Annotated in this window: 12 protein-coding genes and 1 tRNA gene; 6 read left to right on the top strand and 7 right to left on the bottom strand. The window is 60.9% G+C overall.

Annotated features, from left to right (window positions below):
- The first annotated feature begins 118 nt into the window (after positions 1–118).
- Entirely contained in the window at positions 119–886 is a 768-nt protein-coding gene (locus tag ACYVHK_RS05715) for a class II glutamine amidotransferase (RefSeq protein WP_460528527.1), read from the top strand.
- Here ACYVHK_RS05715 and ACYVHK_RS05710 read toward each other — a convergent pair.
- From ACYVHK_RS05710 to ACYVHK_RS05685, 6 genes are all read right to left on the bottom strand, one after another.
- On the bottom strand, positions 883–1,632 hold the full coding sequence (locus tag ACYVHK_RS05710; RefSeq protein ID WP_460528525.1) for a FecR family protein: 750 nt from the start codon (positions 1,630–1,632) through the stop codon (positions 883–885). The two genes, ACYVHK_RS05715 and ACYVHK_RS05710, sit on opposite strands and share 4 nt — an antisense overlap.
- Positions 1,601–6,034 (bottom strand): beta strand repeat-containing protein, encoded by a 4,434-nt coding sequence (locus ACYVHK_RS05705; protein WP_460528523.1) that lies wholly within the window; start codon positions 6,032–6,034, stop codon positions 1,601–1,603. Before ACYVHK_RS05705 ends, ACYVHK_RS05710 begins: the two co-directional genes overlap by 32 nt.
- A gap of 66 nt (positions 6,035–6,100) precedes the next feature.
- Positions 6,101–7,636 carry a ShlB/FhaC/HecB family hemolysin secretion/activation protein gene (locus ACYVHK_RS05700; protein ID WP_460528521.1) on the bottom strand — a complete coding sequence of 512 codons (1,536 nt, stop codon included), beginning with the start codon at positions 7,634–7,636 and terminating at the stop codon, positions 6,101–6,103.
- Between the two features lie 137 nt (positions 7,637–7,773).
- Positions 7,774–8,871 carry a hypothetical protein gene (locus ACYVHK_RS05695; RefSeq protein WP_460528520.1) on the bottom strand — a complete coding sequence of 366 codons (1,098 nt, stop codon included), beginning with the start codon at positions 8,869–8,871 and terminating at the stop codon, positions 7,774–7,776.
- 29 nt (positions 8,872–8,900) lie between these two features.
- On the bottom strand, positions 8,901–9,479 hold the full coding sequence (locus ACYVHK_RS05690) for a malonic semialdehyde reductase (RefSeq protein ID WP_460528518.1): 579 nt from the start codon (positions 9,477–9,479) through the stop codon (positions 8,901–8,903).
- A gap of 152 nt (positions 9,480–9,631) precedes the next feature.
- Positions 9,632–10,318, bottom strand: coding sequence for a Bax inhibitor-1/YccA family protein (locus ACYVHK_RS05685; RefSeq protein ID WP_460528516.1), 687 nt, complete (start codon positions 10,316–10,318; stop codon positions 9,632–9,634).
- A 209-nt stretch (positions 10,319–10,527) separates the two neighbouring features.
- On the opposite strand from ACYVHK_RS05685, the gene ACYVHK_RS05680 reads away from it, so the two are divergent.
- Positions 10,528–10,617, top strand: a tRNA-Ser gene (locus ACYVHK_RS05680).
- 135 nt (positions 10,618–10,752) lie between these two features.
- Here the strand turns inward: ACYVHK_RS05680 and ACYVHK_RS05675 are convergent.
- Complete coding sequence (locus tag ACYVHK_RS05675; RefSeq protein WP_460528514.1) at positions 10,753–11,799, bottom strand: alpha/beta hydrolase; 1,047 nt, start codon at positions 11,797–11,799, stop codon at positions 10,753–10,755.
- Positions 11,800–12,021: 222 nt separating this feature from the next.
- On the opposite strand from ACYVHK_RS05675, the gene ACYVHK_RS05670 reads away from it, so the two are divergent.
- The 4 genes from ACYVHK_RS05670 to ACYVHK_RS05655 all read left to right on the top strand — a co-directional run bounded on the left by ACYVHK_RS05670 (position 12,022) and on the right by ACYVHK_RS05655 (position 17,608).
- Positions 12,022–13,080, top strand: coding sequence for an acyltransferase family protein (locus tag ACYVHK_RS05670; protein WP_460528513.1), 1,059 nt, complete (start codon positions 12,022–12,024; stop codon positions 13,078–13,080).
- Between the two features lie 300 nt (positions 13,081–13,380).
- Positions 13,381–14,349 (top strand): methyl-accepting chemotaxis protein, encoded by a 969-nt coding sequence (locus tag ACYVHK_RS05665; protein ID WP_460528511.1) that lies wholly within the window; start codon positions 13,381–13,383, stop codon positions 14,347–14,349.
- A 703-nt stretch (positions 14,350–15,052) separates the two neighbouring features.
- Positions 15,053–15,997 carry a sugar ABC transporter substrate-binding protein gene (locus ACYVHK_RS05660; RefSeq protein WP_460528509.1) on the top strand — a complete coding sequence of 315 codons (945 nt, stop codon included), beginning with the start codon at positions 15,053–15,055 and terminating at the stop codon, positions 15,995–15,997.
- A gap of 84 nt (positions 15,998–16,081) precedes the next feature.
- Positions 16,082–17,608 carry a sugar ABC transporter ATP-binding protein gene (locus tag ACYVHK_RS05655; RefSeq protein ID WP_460528507.1) on the top strand — a complete coding sequence of 509 codons (1,527 nt, stop codon included), beginning with the start codon at positions 16,082–16,084 and terminating at the stop codon, positions 17,606–17,608.
- Positions 17,609–17,641: the final 33 nt, after the last annotated feature.

The following is a 17,641-nucleotide window of genomic DNA, read 5'->3' as shown; positions in this document are numbered from 1 at the left end:
TTGACGGCGAGCACGACCTGAGCAACAGTCTTACCTGCAGGATAGTCGCCAGCGCGGTGTTCGAAAATGCCGTTCGGCTGACAAGCCATTGTTATTACGGATGATTCAGGATTAAACGATGTGCCAGCTCTTGGGCATGAACTGCAATGTGCCCACCGATATCTGCTTCTCTTTTGAGGGTTTTCGCCGTCGCGGTGGCGAAACGGACCACCATGCCGATGGCTGGGGCATCGGTTTCTTCGAGGGGCGTGGTTGTCGGGCATTTATCGACTGGCAATCCTCGAGCACCTCGCCCATTGCCGAACTGGTCCGCAACTACCCGATCAAGTCGACCAATGTGATCGCCCACATCCGCAAGGCGACGGTCGGCCGGATTTCGCTCGCCAATACCCATCCCTTCATGCGGGAACTATGGGGACACTACTGGCTGTTCGCCCACAATGGAGACCTGAAGACCTTGCCGGCGCTACAGGGCAACCGATTCACCCCGGTAGGCGACACCGATAGCGAGCACGCCTTCTGCTGGTTGCTGGAATCCCTGGCATTGAAGTTCCCGGAAGAGCCCTCCCCACCCGAACTGCAAGCCGCGCTCAAGATATTGGTCGCGGAGCTCGCCGGCCATGGCTCGCTGAACTTCCTGCTGTCAAACGGTCACTGGTTGGCGGCCCACTGCGCAACCAAGCTGCAGTACATCGTTCGCCAGGCCCCTTTTGGGCAGGCGCACCTGATCGACCAGGATGTCAGCGTGGATTTCGACGCGCTCACCACCCCGCAGGACAGGGTGGCGCTGATCGCCACCGAGCCACTGACCGATAACGAGCAATGGACCAAGATGGAGGCCGGTGAACTGGTGATCTTTAGCGACGGCCTGCCAACGCTGATCTAGTCCACGACGCACTCGAAGGTCTTCCGGCCAGATGGATCGCTGGGCGTACTGCCTGCAGGCTGGAAAAACGGCGGTGGCGTGAATGAGGTGCTCGGGCTTTGCGGCATGATGACCGGTGGTGTGTTGGGTGCTGCCACGAAACCGAACTGGCCGGCATTGAACAATTGCGAACCACCGGGGTTGCTGATGATGATGGCCCCCTGCGTGACATCGACGTGCAGGCCATTGGCTGGCGTCGAACCGCTGGGTGTCGGAATGCCACCGCAATCGGACTGGCAGAACAAGGCACCGTAGTGCGTACCACGGATACCGATGGTCGCGGTCGGTGTCGCCATACGGTAGGCATCCAGATTGTTACGCTTGCCAACCAGGCCGGTTACGGCGCGCAGGCCGCCCTTGATCAACCGGAAGAAGGCATTGTCTTCCTGCGGCTTGGCCTGATCAAAACGATAGTCGTCAATCCTGAGCTGGGTATTGGGGCGTAGCGTCAGCTCACCACCGTCGCTAAACTTGATGCGCGCGTAGGTATTGTTATTGGTGGCCAGCAGGTCGCCACTTTCCACCGAAGACTGCACATCCAGGATCTTGAGCGCTCCATTGGCCTTCTCTGCTGTCATGACGCCGGCAAGCTGGGTGACGGTACCCGCGTTCGCTGCATACGCCATCGGCGCCCCGAGCATCATGACCAGACTGGCCAGGATGCCGGACAGCGACTTAGCACTTGATGAGTTTTTTGGTCTTGGCATCGTCTTTTTCCTGCTTGGCCTTGCTGTCGTCGTTACCCGCTTTGCCCAGGCTCTTCTTGATATCCGATTGATTGGCGGGATTGGTACTGTCGGTGCTGTTGATATCAGTCAGGTTGTTGACCGCATTGATCACGACACCGCCGGAGTCTGGTGAGTTATTCAAGCCCCCCACCGTGCTGCCGACCAGCAGGGTACCGTCCGGGCCGCGGATGATGGCGAGACCAGCACCGCTTTGCAGCAGTAGCCTGTCCTGCGGCACATCGGCCTGCAACACGATGCTACCGCCGGCTGACGCGTCCAGCCCGCCGCTGCGCACGTTCAGCACGCCAGCGGTGGTCGGTACGATACTGCCCTGGTTGCTGCGCAAGGAGATGGCGCCGCTGCCGGCATCCAGCAGCGCCAGACTCATATTGCCCAAGGCACTGTAGGCGATGGCCCCGCCGTTGGAGAAGGAACTCGCCCCCGGCGCCATGATCAGGTCGCCACCCAGCGCAGCCATGCGTATGGCGCCACCCTGGGTCGTGATATTGGCGTTCTGCAGGATGCTGCCGCCGGCCTGCACATCACAGGCGCCAGAGGTCGCGGCGAGGTTGCCGTTGATGGTGACATTGTCGTTGCCCGACGCACTGGCGACGGACAACAGCGTGATACTGGCGGCGGTCACCCCCCCGCTGCCGATCAGCAGCGGACTATGGGTAATCAGGTCGACAGCGCCCGTCGCCACGACGGGACCGGAGGTCGACAATCCACCAAAGGTCTCGAGACGCAAATCGCCACCCACCGTAGCGAGCAACAACTGGGTGGCCTTCTGGTTGCTCACGGCGACATTGCCGGCCGCCTTCACGCTGAGCTGGTCCACGGCCAGATTCAGACCCGTTATCGCGCCGCCGGCCTGGAGATCCCCGGTCGTTGCCTGCAGGTTCGGACCAGAGCCGGAACCGAGCAGGTTGCCTGCCGCGATCACACGCACACTGCCCTGGCTGGTCAGTTGGGCCAGCGTGAGATCGCCGACGTCATCCTGCAGCTGCACGGCACCGGATGCGGTGCCCGTGACGGTTCCCAAGTCATTCCCCGCCTGCGTCAGCGTGATGGCCCCACCGTTCAGACGGGTCTGGCCACTGATCTTCAAGCTGCTGGTCTGGCTGATGTTGCCGGCTGCGGTAAAGCTGCCATTGGTAGCCCGGATATCGCCCAGTACCAGATCACCGCTGGCTTGGGTCAAGGACAGGGTACCGCTGCCCAGTTGGGCGATGCTGCCCCCGGTTTGCGAGAAGAGTTGCGAGATCGTCATGCTGCCGACCTGTACGGTGCCGCCCGATTGCTGCCATTGCGCACCGGTCAATGCACCGGTCACATCCAGCTGACCGCCCGACATGACGATGCGCCCTGCGGAATTCAATGCATCCAGTTGCACCGTACCCGCCGCCGCATCAAACACCACGCTGGTACCAGCCGGCAGACTGACACTGGCCACGTTGGCAAAATCCGGTACGGCCCCATTGGCCCAGTTGGCCGGGTCGCTCCAGTTGCCGGACGCGGCGCCCGTCCAGCTGACCAGCGCCGCACGGGTGATATCGGCCTGGCCGGTACCCGCATGGGAGGCCAGCGTGTAGTTGCCCGCATCCAGGCCCGCCAGCTGTATGCCGGTCACCGTCACGGCTTTGCCCGTGCCGACATTCTTGTCCACAAAGACACCGCTACCGCCGCTTACCTGCACGTCGTCCCCGGCAATCAGGCCGCCCAGGGTGCCGTAGCTGCTGAGCGTCGCCGAGGTATTACCGTCATAGACCTTGTTGGCCGCCAGGATGCCACTGAGCGTCAACATCGCCGGCGTGATATCGCCTACCAGCGTTCCACTGGCACTAGCCAGCACGTAATTGCCTGCATCCGCGCCTTGCAGGGTAGCACCAGTCACATTGACGGGCTTGGCGTTGCCGACATTCTTGTCCAGGAAACTACCCGACCCCGCCAGGCTCACCACGTCGCCAGCCAGCAAGCCAGTCAGGCTGGTGGTGCCGCTCAATTTGGCCAGTACCGTGCCGTCGTAGACCTTGCTGCCAATCGAGCCGCTCAGGTTCAGTTGTACGGGCGTCACCACCACGGAGCCGGTACCGGAAACAAACTGGTAGCCCAGGCTCGACAGCAGTCCACTACCGTAGGTGATGCCGTACGTACCCGCTGCCGTATTGCCTGAGCCCGTGGTTACCGCGCCGGGGACCAGGAATGTGGGCGTACCGTTCAGACCAATGGTTGTCGGCGTGTCGCTATCGATCAGACCCGCCGTACCCACCGTGTAGCCGGTCGGTAAGGCACTGCCATAGGACACGGTGCCACCATCGGGCGTGACCGTCAGCGTGGGCGTGATGCTGTAGAGGAACCAGTTGCCGCTGGTGGCGTAGCTGGGCGTGGTACCGCTATAGGAAACGCCGTAGTGCTTGCTATAGCTACCTGCGCCATTCCTGTTGCTGGTGGTGGGGTCGCTCGTATAGACCAGATAGCGGCCACCGATGCTCATATTGGCGACGGTGCTGTTGAAGCTGCTATTGGCAACCAAAACCGTATCGCCAACACGGTTCAGCGTGGTATTGAGGTTAATGGTCGAGCCCAGAAGATTCAGTGTAGCGTTGCCATCGATGCCTCCCAACGTGCCGGTGCTGATCGTCAGCATGGACCCGGCGCCACAGCCACCGATCTCAAGGCCGAAACCCGCGCTGTAGGGCTCGATGGTTACCGTCGGTGCATTGACCAGGGCGCCGCAGCCCCCGCTGATGGTCAGACCATCAGCGAGCATATGAACCTTGCTACCCGCATCGACATTAGAGCTGACGTAAATCGACGGGGCCTTCAGCGTCACCGCCGATGGCGCGTAGATCGTGTTGTAGACATTGATCGCATTACCGGCCTCGGCAGTCAGCGACTTGCCTGCCGTGGCAATGGAAACCGGATCGTAGAAATTGATGCTGTTAGTGGCTTGCAGACTGACATTGGTCGTCGCGCTACTGATCGTCGCACCCAGGATGGTGGAGGAACCGCTGCCGGGTATATCGCCAAAGGCGATGATGGGCAGGCTGAAACCGCAACTGGAACCGCAATCGATGACGTCCAGATCGGTTGGATCAAGCAGCAAGGTACCCAGCTTGCCCATCGCAGCGGTCGTATCAACCTTGCTGTAGAAATCGAGTATGTCTTTGCCGGAGACTTCGACGAATCCACCGTCGCCTCCGGCAATTCCACCGCGGGCCGCGATATTGCCTTGTGCAACCGTATGACCATCGGACCAGACTATCACCCGACCACCGTTACCGCTGCCGGTGGCACTGGCGTCGATCGAGGCATCACCTGCCAGTACGGTCTGGCTGGCGTTGTGGATCGCGGCGTTCTTGCCCTGGTAATCACCGCCCACCAGCACCGTGCCGCCGCCGTCGCGGCCGCTGGCATCGACCCTGGCTGATCCGAACAGGCCGACACGACCGCCGAGCAATTGTGCTTCGCCACCTTTGCCCTGGCTATTGGATACGTCCACCCTGCCGTTCAGCAACATATCGCCACGACCGGCGTCCGCCAGTATCTGACCACCCTGGGCCTCGGTGACGCTCCCCGCCGCCAGCACCACATCGCCACCGCTGGCCTTGAAAACGATGCGGCCCCCTTCACCCTGCTCCACCCGGTTGGCGCTGACCAATCCTTGCTGCCGGATCGCCGCGGCGAATACACCGATCCGCCCTTGCTCGGCGATCAGTTGCCCGACATTGAGCACCTGGCCAGCCGGCACATCCAGTTTGACCCGCAGGCTGGTGTCCACACCATCCACCAGCTCCACGCTCTGGCCGCCAGCCAGCAGGATCTCTCCCTTGGGCGACACAATGACGCCACTGTTCTCTACGCTGGGCGCGATCAGATAGACAAAGCCGCCACCAGGCGTCGTGATATGGGCAGCATTCTGAATGGAGCCATTACCGGCCCCTGTAAATTTCAGCTTACCGGCCTTGAAGTCGGCATCACTGATATTGAGCGTCGACGCCACCAGGCCCGCGGTATCAACCCGCGCGCCCTGGCCGAAGACAATACCGTTCGGATTGATCAGGAATACCCGGCCATTCGATTGCAGTTGTCCCAGAATCTGCGATGGATCCTGTCCAGTAACGCGGTTCAACACCGCGCTATTGGCGTTCTGTTGCACAAAGCGGGTCAGCTCATCCCGGCCGATGGAGAAACCTGCCCAATTGATGATGGCACCAGGCGTATTGGTCACCACCAGGCTATTGCCCTGCTGCTGGAAGCTCGCAGAACCAGACACCACCGATGCGCCATTGGGATTAGCGAGCGCCAGCGGCGCATAGCAAGCCAGCGTGGCGAGGAACAGCGTATTCAGGGTAAAGCGCGATGGATGGGGCGTATTCATGTTCTCTCCTCCCGCCGATCACGGCGGCTGGGTGGCAAGTCCACCCGACTTTCAGCTTGCATCAGATCAATAGGACACTGTGGCCGAGAAATGGACCCGGGTATCATGCTTGCTCTCGCCGCCACCGTCCTTCAAAGCTTGTGCGACATCCAGCTTGAGCGAGGCCCGCTTGCCCCAGCCCAGCCGCAAGCCCAGACCGGCCCCCGCGAGCGAGGTACTGGATTGTTCACCCGGCAAGGCCCGGTTCCGGCTGATATGGCCCCAATCGACGAAGGCTACGCCTCGCAGCAGCCAGTCGCCGCCGACGAGCCCCTGGGCGACGTCGGGCGAATAGGCTTCCAGGCTGCCCAGCACCCCCTCGTCATCCGCCAGCACACGCTCGCCATAGCCACGCAGGGTATTGGCACCACCGAGGCCAAATTGCTCGGCCGGCGGTAGGGCATCACTCGTGAGCTGCGCGTTGAGCGACAGATGCGTCATCCAGTCTACTGGCAGGCTGTAATACACATTGCCGCCCAGACGGGCGACGGTATAGCGATCCTTGGCCACCGTACGGCCCGACACCCTGGCTAGGTCCTCGCCGGTAGGCAGATTGTGAGCAAGGCTGGCATTCCAATCGGTTGACCATCGACTGTCCTGCCACTGCGCCTGATAGGCCAGGCTAACGGGGCGCAGGGTATAACTGCTGGCGGGCAATTGACTGCCGGCGAAAGCGGTATCGGTATCAAAACGTCGCCAATCCAGCCCCCAGGCCAACTTCTGCTGGTAGGCGCCCAGAGTGGACAAGGCCTGGTTGTAGCGGCCACCTGCAACCTTGCCCTTGCCACTGACGTTGAACAAACCTTGCAAGGCGCCGGATTCGACACTGGAATAGCCGGCAAAGAAACTCAGGCTGTCGCCTGCATCGTAAAGCGGCAGCTTGTAACCCAGACCAAAGATCCGGACCTTGTCGGGCTTCTCCGGCGAGGTAGTGAACTGGGCGGTAAAGACATGGTCACGATCAAACAGGTTGGCGTGCTGCACGCCCAAGGAGAGACGGGTCTGACCCGTTTCCTCGCTGCCGGAGTTGTCCAGGCTGCTGAACGCGCGCCAGGGTTTCTCATCGGTCACCTTGACCACGGCATCGACGGTCTGAGGGGCCTGTGCCGCCTGCAAGGTAACCGCGAGACGACGCGAGGGGCTCTCGTTCGCCAGGCGCAGGTTATCCGCCATGCGACCGGTATTGGGCACCGAGCCAGGTTGCAATGCAGGCAGGGCATGACGCACGTTGTTCTCGCCAAAATACTGGTTACCCTCTATCCGCACTTGCCCCAGCCTAGGCTCGATCACCTTGATCTCAACTACGCCCTGCTTCAGTTCCTGCTCGGGCAGGTAGACCTGCAAGGCGCCAAAGCCGGCTTGCCGGTAGAGATTCTCCAGGGCCTCAAGGGCGTGCTGGACATCGGCAAAGTCACGCTGCTCGCCCGTGTAAGGGGCCAGCACGGCCTGAATACGCGCCTCCGGCAGGACAGTATTGCCCTCAACCCGGTACTGCTTGATGGTGAAGCGCGGCGATTCCTGGGCGGCAACCGCCACGGTGGCGAGCGCTAGAAAGGGTATCAATACGGACGGTCTCATCCTGGTCCCTAGGGGATTGTTGCAGCCTCACTTTAGACGGCCACTGTCACCAGTACCAGTTAAAACCAGCCTAAGCGAGCGCTATCGAGCGTTAAAAATACACTAAGCCCAGGGGACTGCGCTCAGAAGCCACCCACAATGGACATGGACTGCAGCAACTGCAATCCCTGGTCCGAGACATAGTGACGGAAATTGAACTGCTTGAGTTGCCTCAGCACCGTGCTGGGATCGAACTTGCCAGCCGATATCTGGTCGCGAATGCGCTTGAACCGACCGCACTCCAGCAACAGCGCCTGCCGCCGCTTGATCACCAGCTGGGCATGATGCTTCTCGATGATGACCGACAACTGCAGCCAGACCAGCAGGCCACCCGCCACCCACCACCACTCCATGAACAGGGAGATCACGCAGAACAGCACCAGCAACAGATACCAGACCAGATCGGCATGCGGGAAATCGGGCGCCCAGTTGCCGAGTTTGGGCCAGTTGAGCTTGAGCTGGCTGATGATGCGCTCCCGGTCATTGGCATCGCGCTTGAGGCGAGCCCAGATCGCATCGAATTCCAGCGCCAGGTACCACTTGTCATACAGCTTGGACTGCAGCCAGCCACTGGCCCGGTAGTTCTCGATCTTGCTGCTGAGCAGTTCCCGGTAGCTATCGCTCGCCAACGCAGGCAGCAGCTCCCACTCAGGGTGGGCCAATTGGCGGCGAACGATCAGCGGAAAGCCCAGTATCTCGATCAACTGCCCTTTGCGGACCTCGATGGCGGCACGATCCAGGCGTTCATCCATCTTTTCCAGATCGGCGTACTCGTCGATCAGGACATCCAGCTTCTCCAGCGAGGGCGACACCAGCGGGTTCTTGACCAGCGCCCGGCGCAGGTTGTTGAGCTCCTCGTGTATGCCCGGCACGAGGTACTGCGCCTCGGGTGGCCAAGGCATGCGCAGGCAGCTTTCAACCTTGAAGAACACCTCTTCGTAATGGGAGGCGAACGCGCGTTTGTACTCCTCCTGCGCCTGCGCATCCTTGTCACGCTCATTGGTATTGATGGGCGGTGAAGGCGGTCGGCGCTGCACGTCCAGGCGCAGATTGTTGATCATCTGGGCAAACTCAGGCGCTACGCCAACCCGGGCGAACATGGGCGCGAGTTCCTTATGGCGCTGGCGCAACTCATCCAGTTCCTTCCAGATATCCCACTGCGGTTTGGTGTTCTCGGCCATCGTGGCGTCGCGCCTATCTCACTCGATCATCATTCAATACGGCAGGCGGCTGCAAAATCCAGACGCGGGTTACGAGCATAGAGACCATCATCGGCACCGTACCCGACATTGATCAGGAAATTGGACTTGATCGTGGTGCCGGCAAAGAACGCCTCATCCACCTTGGCATTGTCGAAACCGGACATGGGGCCACAGTCGAGCCCGAGCGCACGCGCGGCCAACATCAGGTAGGCGCCTTGCAGGGTGCCGTTGCGGAAAGCCGTGGTCTGGATCAGGGCTTCATTGCCGGTAAACCAGGCCTTGGCATCGGTATGCGGAAACAAGGTCGCCAGTTGATCGTAGAAGGCCAGGTCGTGGCCAACAATCACCGTCAGTGGTGCCTTCAGCGTCTTGGCACGGTTGCCTTCCGACAGCGCGGGGTCCAGCTTGGCCTTGGCATCGGCGGACTTCACGAATACAAAGCGGGCCGGCGAGGCATTGGCACTGGTCGGGCCCCATTTTAGCAAGTCGTACAGCGCATGGATCGTTGCATCGTCGACCGGCTTGTCACTGAAGCTGCTATAGGTCCGGGCATTCAGGAACAGTTGTTCGAGGGACTGGGATGGCAAAGCAGATTTCATGGCGGGATAGGGCTCAGGATCAAGATGGGGCCAAGCATAGCCGGCCGCCAACCTGAATGCCAGCCTGATGCCTTGCTGTGTGGCTAGTGCATGAAAAACGCCCCGACTGGCGGGGCGTTTTCACCGGTTGCTTACCGCGCTCAATCGCGATCGCCACTGAAGGCCATCAACAGGTTCAGCAAGCTGATGAATACGTTGTAGATATCCAGGTACAGCTGCAGCGTGGCGGTGATGTAGTTGGTCTGACCACCATTCACAATCTGGCTGACATCGTAGAGGATGTAGGCGGAGAAGATAAGGGTTGCGACCACCGAGATCGTCAGCGACAACGCCGGGATCGCCAGGAATACATTCGCCAGCGCGGCGATGATCATCAGCACAAGGCCCACGAACAGAAACTTGCCCATGAAGGAGAAATCCTTCTTGGTCACGGTCGCAATCGTTGCCAGTGTGAAGAAGATCGCCGCCGTACCGCCGGCCGCCATCGCGATCATTTGCCCGCCATTGGAGAAACGTAGCGCGACTTGCAGGTACTGCGACAGCCACAGGCCCATGAAGCCGGTATAAGCCAGCAGTAACACCACGCCCATCGGGCTGTTCTTGGTCTTCTCTATGCCGTAGAAGGCACCGAAGCTCACGCCCAGGAACAGGATCAGGCCCATCCAGCCACGCAGCATGAAGTGCATTGAGACACCCGCCATCGCACCCAGTGCGGTCGGGATCATCGATAAGGCCAGCAACATGTAGGTGTTGCGCAGTACCTTGTTGCGGCTGGCGGCAAGGTCATACCCCTGCTCGTAAGTCGTGGTCTGTCCTGGGAATTGCATGTTTGGCTCCTCGTGGTGCAAGTCATTCCGGAACTGGCCGAACCGGTGTTCGACTGTCCTCGCCCATCAGATTACGGCAAAGCCATAAAGTTTCAAGCCCCGCAGGGAATGGTCAAACGCGGCCGCTTGCGGTAGCATGCCGGCCTGATTTATCGCGCTGAAAGCGATAATCACCCGGTGAAGGGCCTGCCCCACCGGTACTCCCCAAGGGAAGCGTGGCCGAGTGGTTTAAGGCAGCGGTCTTGAAAACCGCCGACGTCGCAAGGCGTCCGTGAGTTCGAATCTCACCGCTTCCGCCAGAACATGTCATTAAAAAAGCCCTGACGCTGTCGGGGCTTTTTCATTTCGAACCATTCCATACCAGGGCAACAATCAACCAATCGATCGCGGAAGTTGTCTTGCTCGGCGGTGATTGTCTTATTTTTCGGTCCGGCTCAGCGTTCCTTGGGCAGCGCCCACAGCAGGCCGCGCGTAATCAGCAGCGGGTAGACCGTGCTGTGGTCCTCCTCCTCAAATACCTTGCCGGCCACATCCAACCCGGTGTAGCGATGGCTTTGCATCTGGCGCACAAACCGGCGCATATCCCCCACCATCTCGCCCTCCTTGTCGAAGCGCGGGCCTTTGCCGGGCGCCTCGAAGCTGCCCATATACAACCGCACCTTGGCCGGCAGGCTACGGTGGCTGGCTGCGTATTGCCGTTCCAGCCGGAACAGCTCGTGGTCATCGAACCACAGTGATGGGCTGCCGATGATGTAATGGCTGAACAAGGTCGGTTCGCGGAACAGGGCGGTGAGGCCCAGCAGCCCACCGAAAGAGTGTCCGGCGAAGATACGTCGCGCAGGGTCACCGCCATAGTGCTGCTCGACCTGCGGAAATACGACCGTCTTGAGGAAGTTCAGATAGGCCGCCGCTTCACCATAGTGTTTGCCCGCCAGTTGGTCGCCGCTGCGGCTGCCATCGCTGGGCGTGTAATCGCGTCGCCGGCTGTCCATCGGGCTATCGTCCTTGGCGTAGGAGAGGCCAACCAGAATGAAAGGCTCCAAGCCTGGCCCGTGCTTGGTGATACTGCTGCTGATCGAACGCACCAAGGGGAAGCTGTAGTTGGCATCGGTCAGGTAGAGCACCGGGTAGCGTCGGCCCGGCTGATAGCCTGCCGGCAGCGAGACAAAGACTTCGTAGTCGCGCCCTGCTGCCGTGAACGGCGTTGCCAGCACCTCGGTACCAGGCAGTGTGTATGGCGGCAGCGTATCGTCCGCCAGGGCAGCGGCAAACAGGCACAACAGGGCGAAGGTGGTACGCAGCAGGTGGGGGACACGCATGGGCGATGGATGGTGATCAAGTGAGGGCGGGAGTGTAAACGACGGCACCAGCTGCGTGGCGTGCCGCGGGCGCCCCCGCTCACCGATGTTCAAGGCGATGCTCGACTCGGTACTAGGCTGCGCCAGCCAGCGCTGACCGGGTGGCTCAACCAGCGTTGCCATCTGGCCAGGATTCGCGCCCGGCCATCCATCGCTTGTCATTGCGCATTCGACCCAGATAGCCCGTGTGGTGGCAAGCGCGCGACATAATCGTTGCAAGGCACGTCTCTCGCTGATTGCCCGCCTGGCTGGCCCGATGCAAAGCAATAGGACGCCATTACAGTCTTATACATAATAAAAAAATTAAATTTTCATAAATTAATATAAATCCATTCAAAACCGGTCATGAGTCGTACTTATTCCGCCTATCTGGACATCATCCGATTCATTGCTGCCTTGGCCGTCTTCCTGGCTCACCTGTCATCCCGGCCTTTCACCGACAATTTGCTCTGGTGGCCATTGGATTATTTCGGCAGTGCAGCGGTCACCCTATTCTTCGTACTTTCGGGCTACATCATTTCCTATGTGGTGGCACATAGGGAGGACACGCCGAAAGCCTATTACAAGAGCCGTCTCTCCCGGTTGTATTCCGTTGTGCTGATCGCATTGCCGCTGACCTTTGCGCTGGATATGGCCGGCATGGCGCTCAATCCCGACTTCTATGCCAATCAGAAAGTGCTGTGGAAACCGGAAAGCTGGGCCGGATATCTCTCGGCCTTCTTTCTGGTCAATGAGTATCAGATATTCGGCTTCAACGGCATCTCTCCCGGCACCAATGGCCCGTTCTGGTCGCTGAGTTTTGAGGCCACCTACTACCTGCTGGCCGGTCTGGCCCTGTTCAGCAAACGCATCGTCTGGATTCCCGCAACCCTCATCATCCTGATGCTGGCCGGCCGAACCATCACCGCCATGTTGCCACTCTGGCTACTGGGCTTCGCGCTCTATCGCCTTCGGGTACCTGCACTGCGTTCCAAGATGCGGGCACAGGTGCTGTTGATAGGCTCAGCCTTGCTCATCGTGCTCTCTCCTCTCCTCCAGCGGTATCTGCCGCAGGCCGGCAGTTGGCTATGGCTGCCCTGGGGAAGAGCGCCCTTCAATCGGGATATCGTCTACGACTACTACATTGCCTCGGCCTTTGCGATACACCTGTTTGCCGCCCAGGCCCTCATGCAGGACGGCTTCCGGCCACTCGAACGCATGGCAGGATTCGCGCATTGGCTCGGTTCCCTCACCTTTCCGCTGTACGCACTTCATTACCCCATGTTCTGCCTCCTGGCCGCTCTATGTCCCGGGTATTGGACGCCACTTGAACGGGTCATGTTCATTGCGACACTGACCGGGCTGATGGTCATCCTGATCACCCCCTTTGCGACTGGCTCAAACGTGCATTACGAAATCGGATGACACCGGCAGAAAACCGTGCCTGGGCGCCGGTCGTCGCAGGACAACAGGCTTGAGGTGGATTGCCGCGCCGGCGTGGTTGGTCGGCATGACCTGTGGATTTGCCGTAGTGTAGGCAACAGCATCAAGCATGCCTGCGACCTGGCGTGATACCTAGCGCCCAGCATGCGGCGAGCAGGACAAGCTATCTTCCGTGCTGCATAAACCCTATATTGGGGCCACGTCAGCACCACCGTGCTCAGCCAGCAAGTTGCCTCTGGTCTGAGCCGCTTCTGCCAGCCCCCACCTCCACCGGAGTTCCGCATGTCCCTGTTGGCCATCTTCCTTATCCTGGCACTGATCGCCGCCCTCGCCCTGGGCGCTTACGCCTGGTCGCTCAAGCAAGAACTGGATACGGCGCGGCGGCGCATCGCAACGACGCCGGTGGATGCGGGCCTGGACATGAAGCAGAGCCAGGCCACGCTGGCGACGGTGGAGGAAGCCAGCGCCGCCATGAAAAAATCCGTCGGGCTCGCACAAGGTGCGATCAGCAGCCAGCAACAGCAGACCAAGCAGATTCGCGATGCGATCGAGCGGCTGGCGGCGGAAGCCCATAGCGCAGCGGGTTTCGCCGCCCAGACAGTTGCCCTGAGCCAGCACTCCCGCACCGCTGCCAGCGAAGGCGCCCGCCTGACCGGGGATGCCGATGCACGGATTACCGAGCTGGACCAACGGGTGACCTTGATGGGGAATGAGTTGGGCAGCCTGTTCGAGTCCACTCGCGAGATCGGCCAATCCTTGAATGTGATCGAAGACGTCGCCAAGCAGACCAACCTGCTGGCGCTGAATGCCGCGATCGAGGCGGCCCGGGCCGGCGAACAGGGCCGCGGCTTTGCGGTCGTCGCCGACGAGGTACGGATACTCGCCTCGCGGGTACAGAACGTGACCAAGGATATCAACGGCATGATGGCTGGGCTGACGGAAGTCACCGCACGCGCCAAGCAATCGCTGCTGGAGACCAACAGCATCGTGCTGGAAGTGAAGCAGTTGTCGGCAGCGTCCGGCGCCTGTCTCAACAAGATCGGCGAGGCAGCCAGTTCGGTCAGCGACTCGACCAGCAGCATCTCGCAATCGCTCACTCAGCAGAGCCGTTTTTCCAACGAAATTTCCGACGCCAGCAGCAAGCTGACGGACATCACCGATCGCATCATGCAGGGCGTGGTTGCGGACCAGACCGCCACGGTGGCCTTGCATGAACAGGTATTGGCGTTAAAACGCCTGCACCAGGCCTGACCCACGGCCGCAATGACACCACGCGATGAAACAATGAGCATGCCGACTGTGCACAGAGTCTGTGCATAAGTCGGTGAATGGGCCTGTATAGCCACGCTTAGCCCCGGATTTGCAAGGCACTTTCCCGAGTCGCCTAAAAAACAGTCAACCGGACCGGCCAACAGCAAAGGCGCCTTATTGGCGCCTTTATCATTTGCGATCGTTTGGCGGTGGTGCGATCAGACGCGAACCTCGTCGTGGTCCGTCGAATGCACGACCGACACTCAGCGGGACAGCTTGGCAGGGTGTCCTGACTGCCGGTGACCGGCGACCACCGTCGGAGCACGCCTCTCACACCATGGCAGCCTATTGGTCGATGTGCGTCCTGATTGGGACCAGCGAGATGCGCTCAAGAAAGCGGGTCTGGAGGAAATCCGGTTCGGTTTTGTAGTGGAATCCGACAAAACTACAGAAAAGTGAACCGCACCCCACCATCGTCGCAGCGCAGCAAGAAACCGCGGCAAGCCGCGACCCGCCACAATCTGCACCAATATTGCACCGCAACAAGTGCCTCATTTCCCGCAGAGGCAGTCTGCAAAAGGGCTGGCGCTGAATTGACAAGCCTATTCGGCCTCACCACACTATGCCGCGCAAACGATTGCGCAATCGGTTGCCAACCAATGCGCCATCGAGTTCGCAGACAAATCCAACGGAGACATGAGACATGAACCAACGCCGCACCACGTTCAAGCTGCTGGCCCTCTCGGCTGCCCTGTTCGCGTTCCCCTCGGTCGAGGCACTGGCCGCTCCCAAGCCCAAGGTCGCGCTGGTGATGAAGTCGCTGGCCAATGAGTTCTTCCAGACCATGGAAGACGGTGCGCGCGCCCACCAGAAGCAGAACGCGGCAAGCTACGACCTGATCGCCAACGGCATCAAGGACGAAACCGATACCGCCAACCAGATCAAGATCGTCGAACAGATGATCGCCAACCATGTCGACGCCATCGTGATCGCCCCGGCCGACTCCAAGGCTTTGGTGCCGGTGGTGAAGCAGGCCATCGACAAGGGCATCCTGGTCATCAATATCGACAACAAGCTGGCCGATGCCGTGCTGACCGAGAAGAAGATCAACGTCCCCTTCATCGGCCCGAGCAACCGCGCTGGCGCCAAGCTGGCTGGCGACTATCTTGCCAAGCAACTGAAGTCCGGCGACAAGGTCGGCATCATCGAAGGTGTCTCCACCACCCAGAACGCCCAGGACCGTACCGCTGGCTTCCAGGACGCGATGAAGGCCGCTGGTGTCACCGTGGTCGGCGTGCAGTCCGGCTCGTGGGAAATCGACAAGGGCAATACCGTCGCCGCCGCCATGCTGCGTGAAAATCCGGAACTGAAGGCCTTGCTGGCCGGTAACGACAATATGGCCCTGGGTGCCGTGTCGGCGATCAAGTCGGCTGGCAAGACCGGCAAGGTGAAGGTCATCGGCTACGACAACATCTCCGCCATCAAGCCCATGCTGGCTGATGGCCGTGTTCTGGCCACCGTGGACCAGTACGCCGCCAAGCAGGCCGTGTTCGGCATCGAACTGGCGCTGAAGTCGCTGGCCGCCAAGACCGCACAGGCCAACCTGCCCAAGACGGTCGAAACCCAGGTCACCCTGGTCACCAAGTAAGTCGCAAAGAAAGATGGCCTAACAGCCCACCTGGGAGCGTGCCTGGCACGTTCCCAGGTCCTACGTCGCATACCCGGAGTCCACATGGCGACCCCAACTCCTCCCCTGCTGCAGTTGCGCGGCATGGGCAAGACCTATGTCACCCCCGTACTGGCCGATGTCGACCTGGAACTGGCAGCGGGCGAAGTACTCGCCCTGACCGGTGAGAATGGTGCCGGCAAGAGCACGCTATCCAAGATCATCGCCGGCCTGGTCGATCCCACCCATGGCCAGATGCAGCTCAACGGCCTGCCCTACGCCCCCGTCTCGCGCACCGCCGCCGAGGGACTGGGCGTGCGCATGGTGATGCAGGAACTGAGCTTGATCCCGACCCTGACAGTGGCGGAGAACCTGCTGCTGGACCGCCTGCCGGCCAGCCTGGGCCTGATCCGCCGTCGCGAACTGAACACGCTGGCAGCAGGACAGATGGCCGCGATAGGCCTGACCGACATCAGCCCCGACACACTGGTCGGCGAGTTGGGTGTCGGCCATCAGCAGATGGTGGAAATCGCCCGCAATCTGGTGGGTGACTGCAAGCTGCTGATCCTCGACGAACCCACCGCCATGCTGACCGACCGCGAGGTGGAGCGGCTGTTCGAACAGATTGCCCTGCTCAAAGCCCGTGGCGTGGGCTTGATCTATATCTCGCATCGGCTCGATGAACTGCAACGCATCGCCGACCGGGTGACCGTACTGCGCGACGGTCGCCATATCGATACCCAGGCGATGTCGGCCCTGAGCCAGGACGATATCGTCCGCCGCATGGTCGGCCGCGATGTACAGGAAGGCCTGGCCCGCCAGAGCCAGGCTGGTGCGCCGGTGCTTCGCGTCGAAAAACTGGGTCGTGGTACCGCCGTGCGGGACGTGACGCTGAGCGTACATGCCGGCGAGATCGTCGGCGTGGCCGGCCTGGTCGGCGCTGGTCGGACCGAACTGCTACGGCTGATCTTTGGTGCCGATCGCAAGGACAGCGGGCAGATCTACCTGAACGGTAGCAATACGCCAAGCCGGATCGCCTCGCCCCGCCAGGCGATCGCCCAGGGTATCGGCCTGATCACCGAGGATCGCAAGCGCGAAGGTCTGCTGCTGGGATTGCCCATCGCCCTCAACACTACCCTGGCACACCTGCGTTCGGTATCTCGCCGCGGCTGGCTGCGCGGCGCGGCGGAAGAAAGCATCGCCAACCGTTATATCGACGAGCTGGGCGTACGCTGCCAGTCCCCGCGCCAGGCTGTCGGCGAGCTCTCTGGCGGCAATCAGCAGAAGGTTGTGCTGGCCCGCTGGCTGCATCGCGACTGTCGGGTGCTGCTGCTCGATGAACCGACCCGTGGCGTAGATATCGGCGCGCGCGAGGACATTTACCAGCGCATGGCGCTGGAAGCAGACGCCGGCAAGGGCTTGCTCGTGGTATCGAGCGATCTGCGGGAGCTGATGCAGATCTGCGACCGTATCGTGGTGATGAGTGCCGGCCGCCTGGCTGGTGATTTCCGCCGCGGCGAATGGACCCAGCAAGCGCTGCTGGATGCGGCCTTCAGCGGCTACCGCGACCCACAGGCCGCCGCCCGGCACTGAGCCCGGCGGACGATGAACCCACAGCGATGAACT

The sequence above is a fragment of the Chitinimonas naiadis genome, assembly GCF_054780835.1.
Note: the sequence above shows the minus strand (reverse complement) of the source record. Positions and strands in the feature narration are given on the sequence as shown.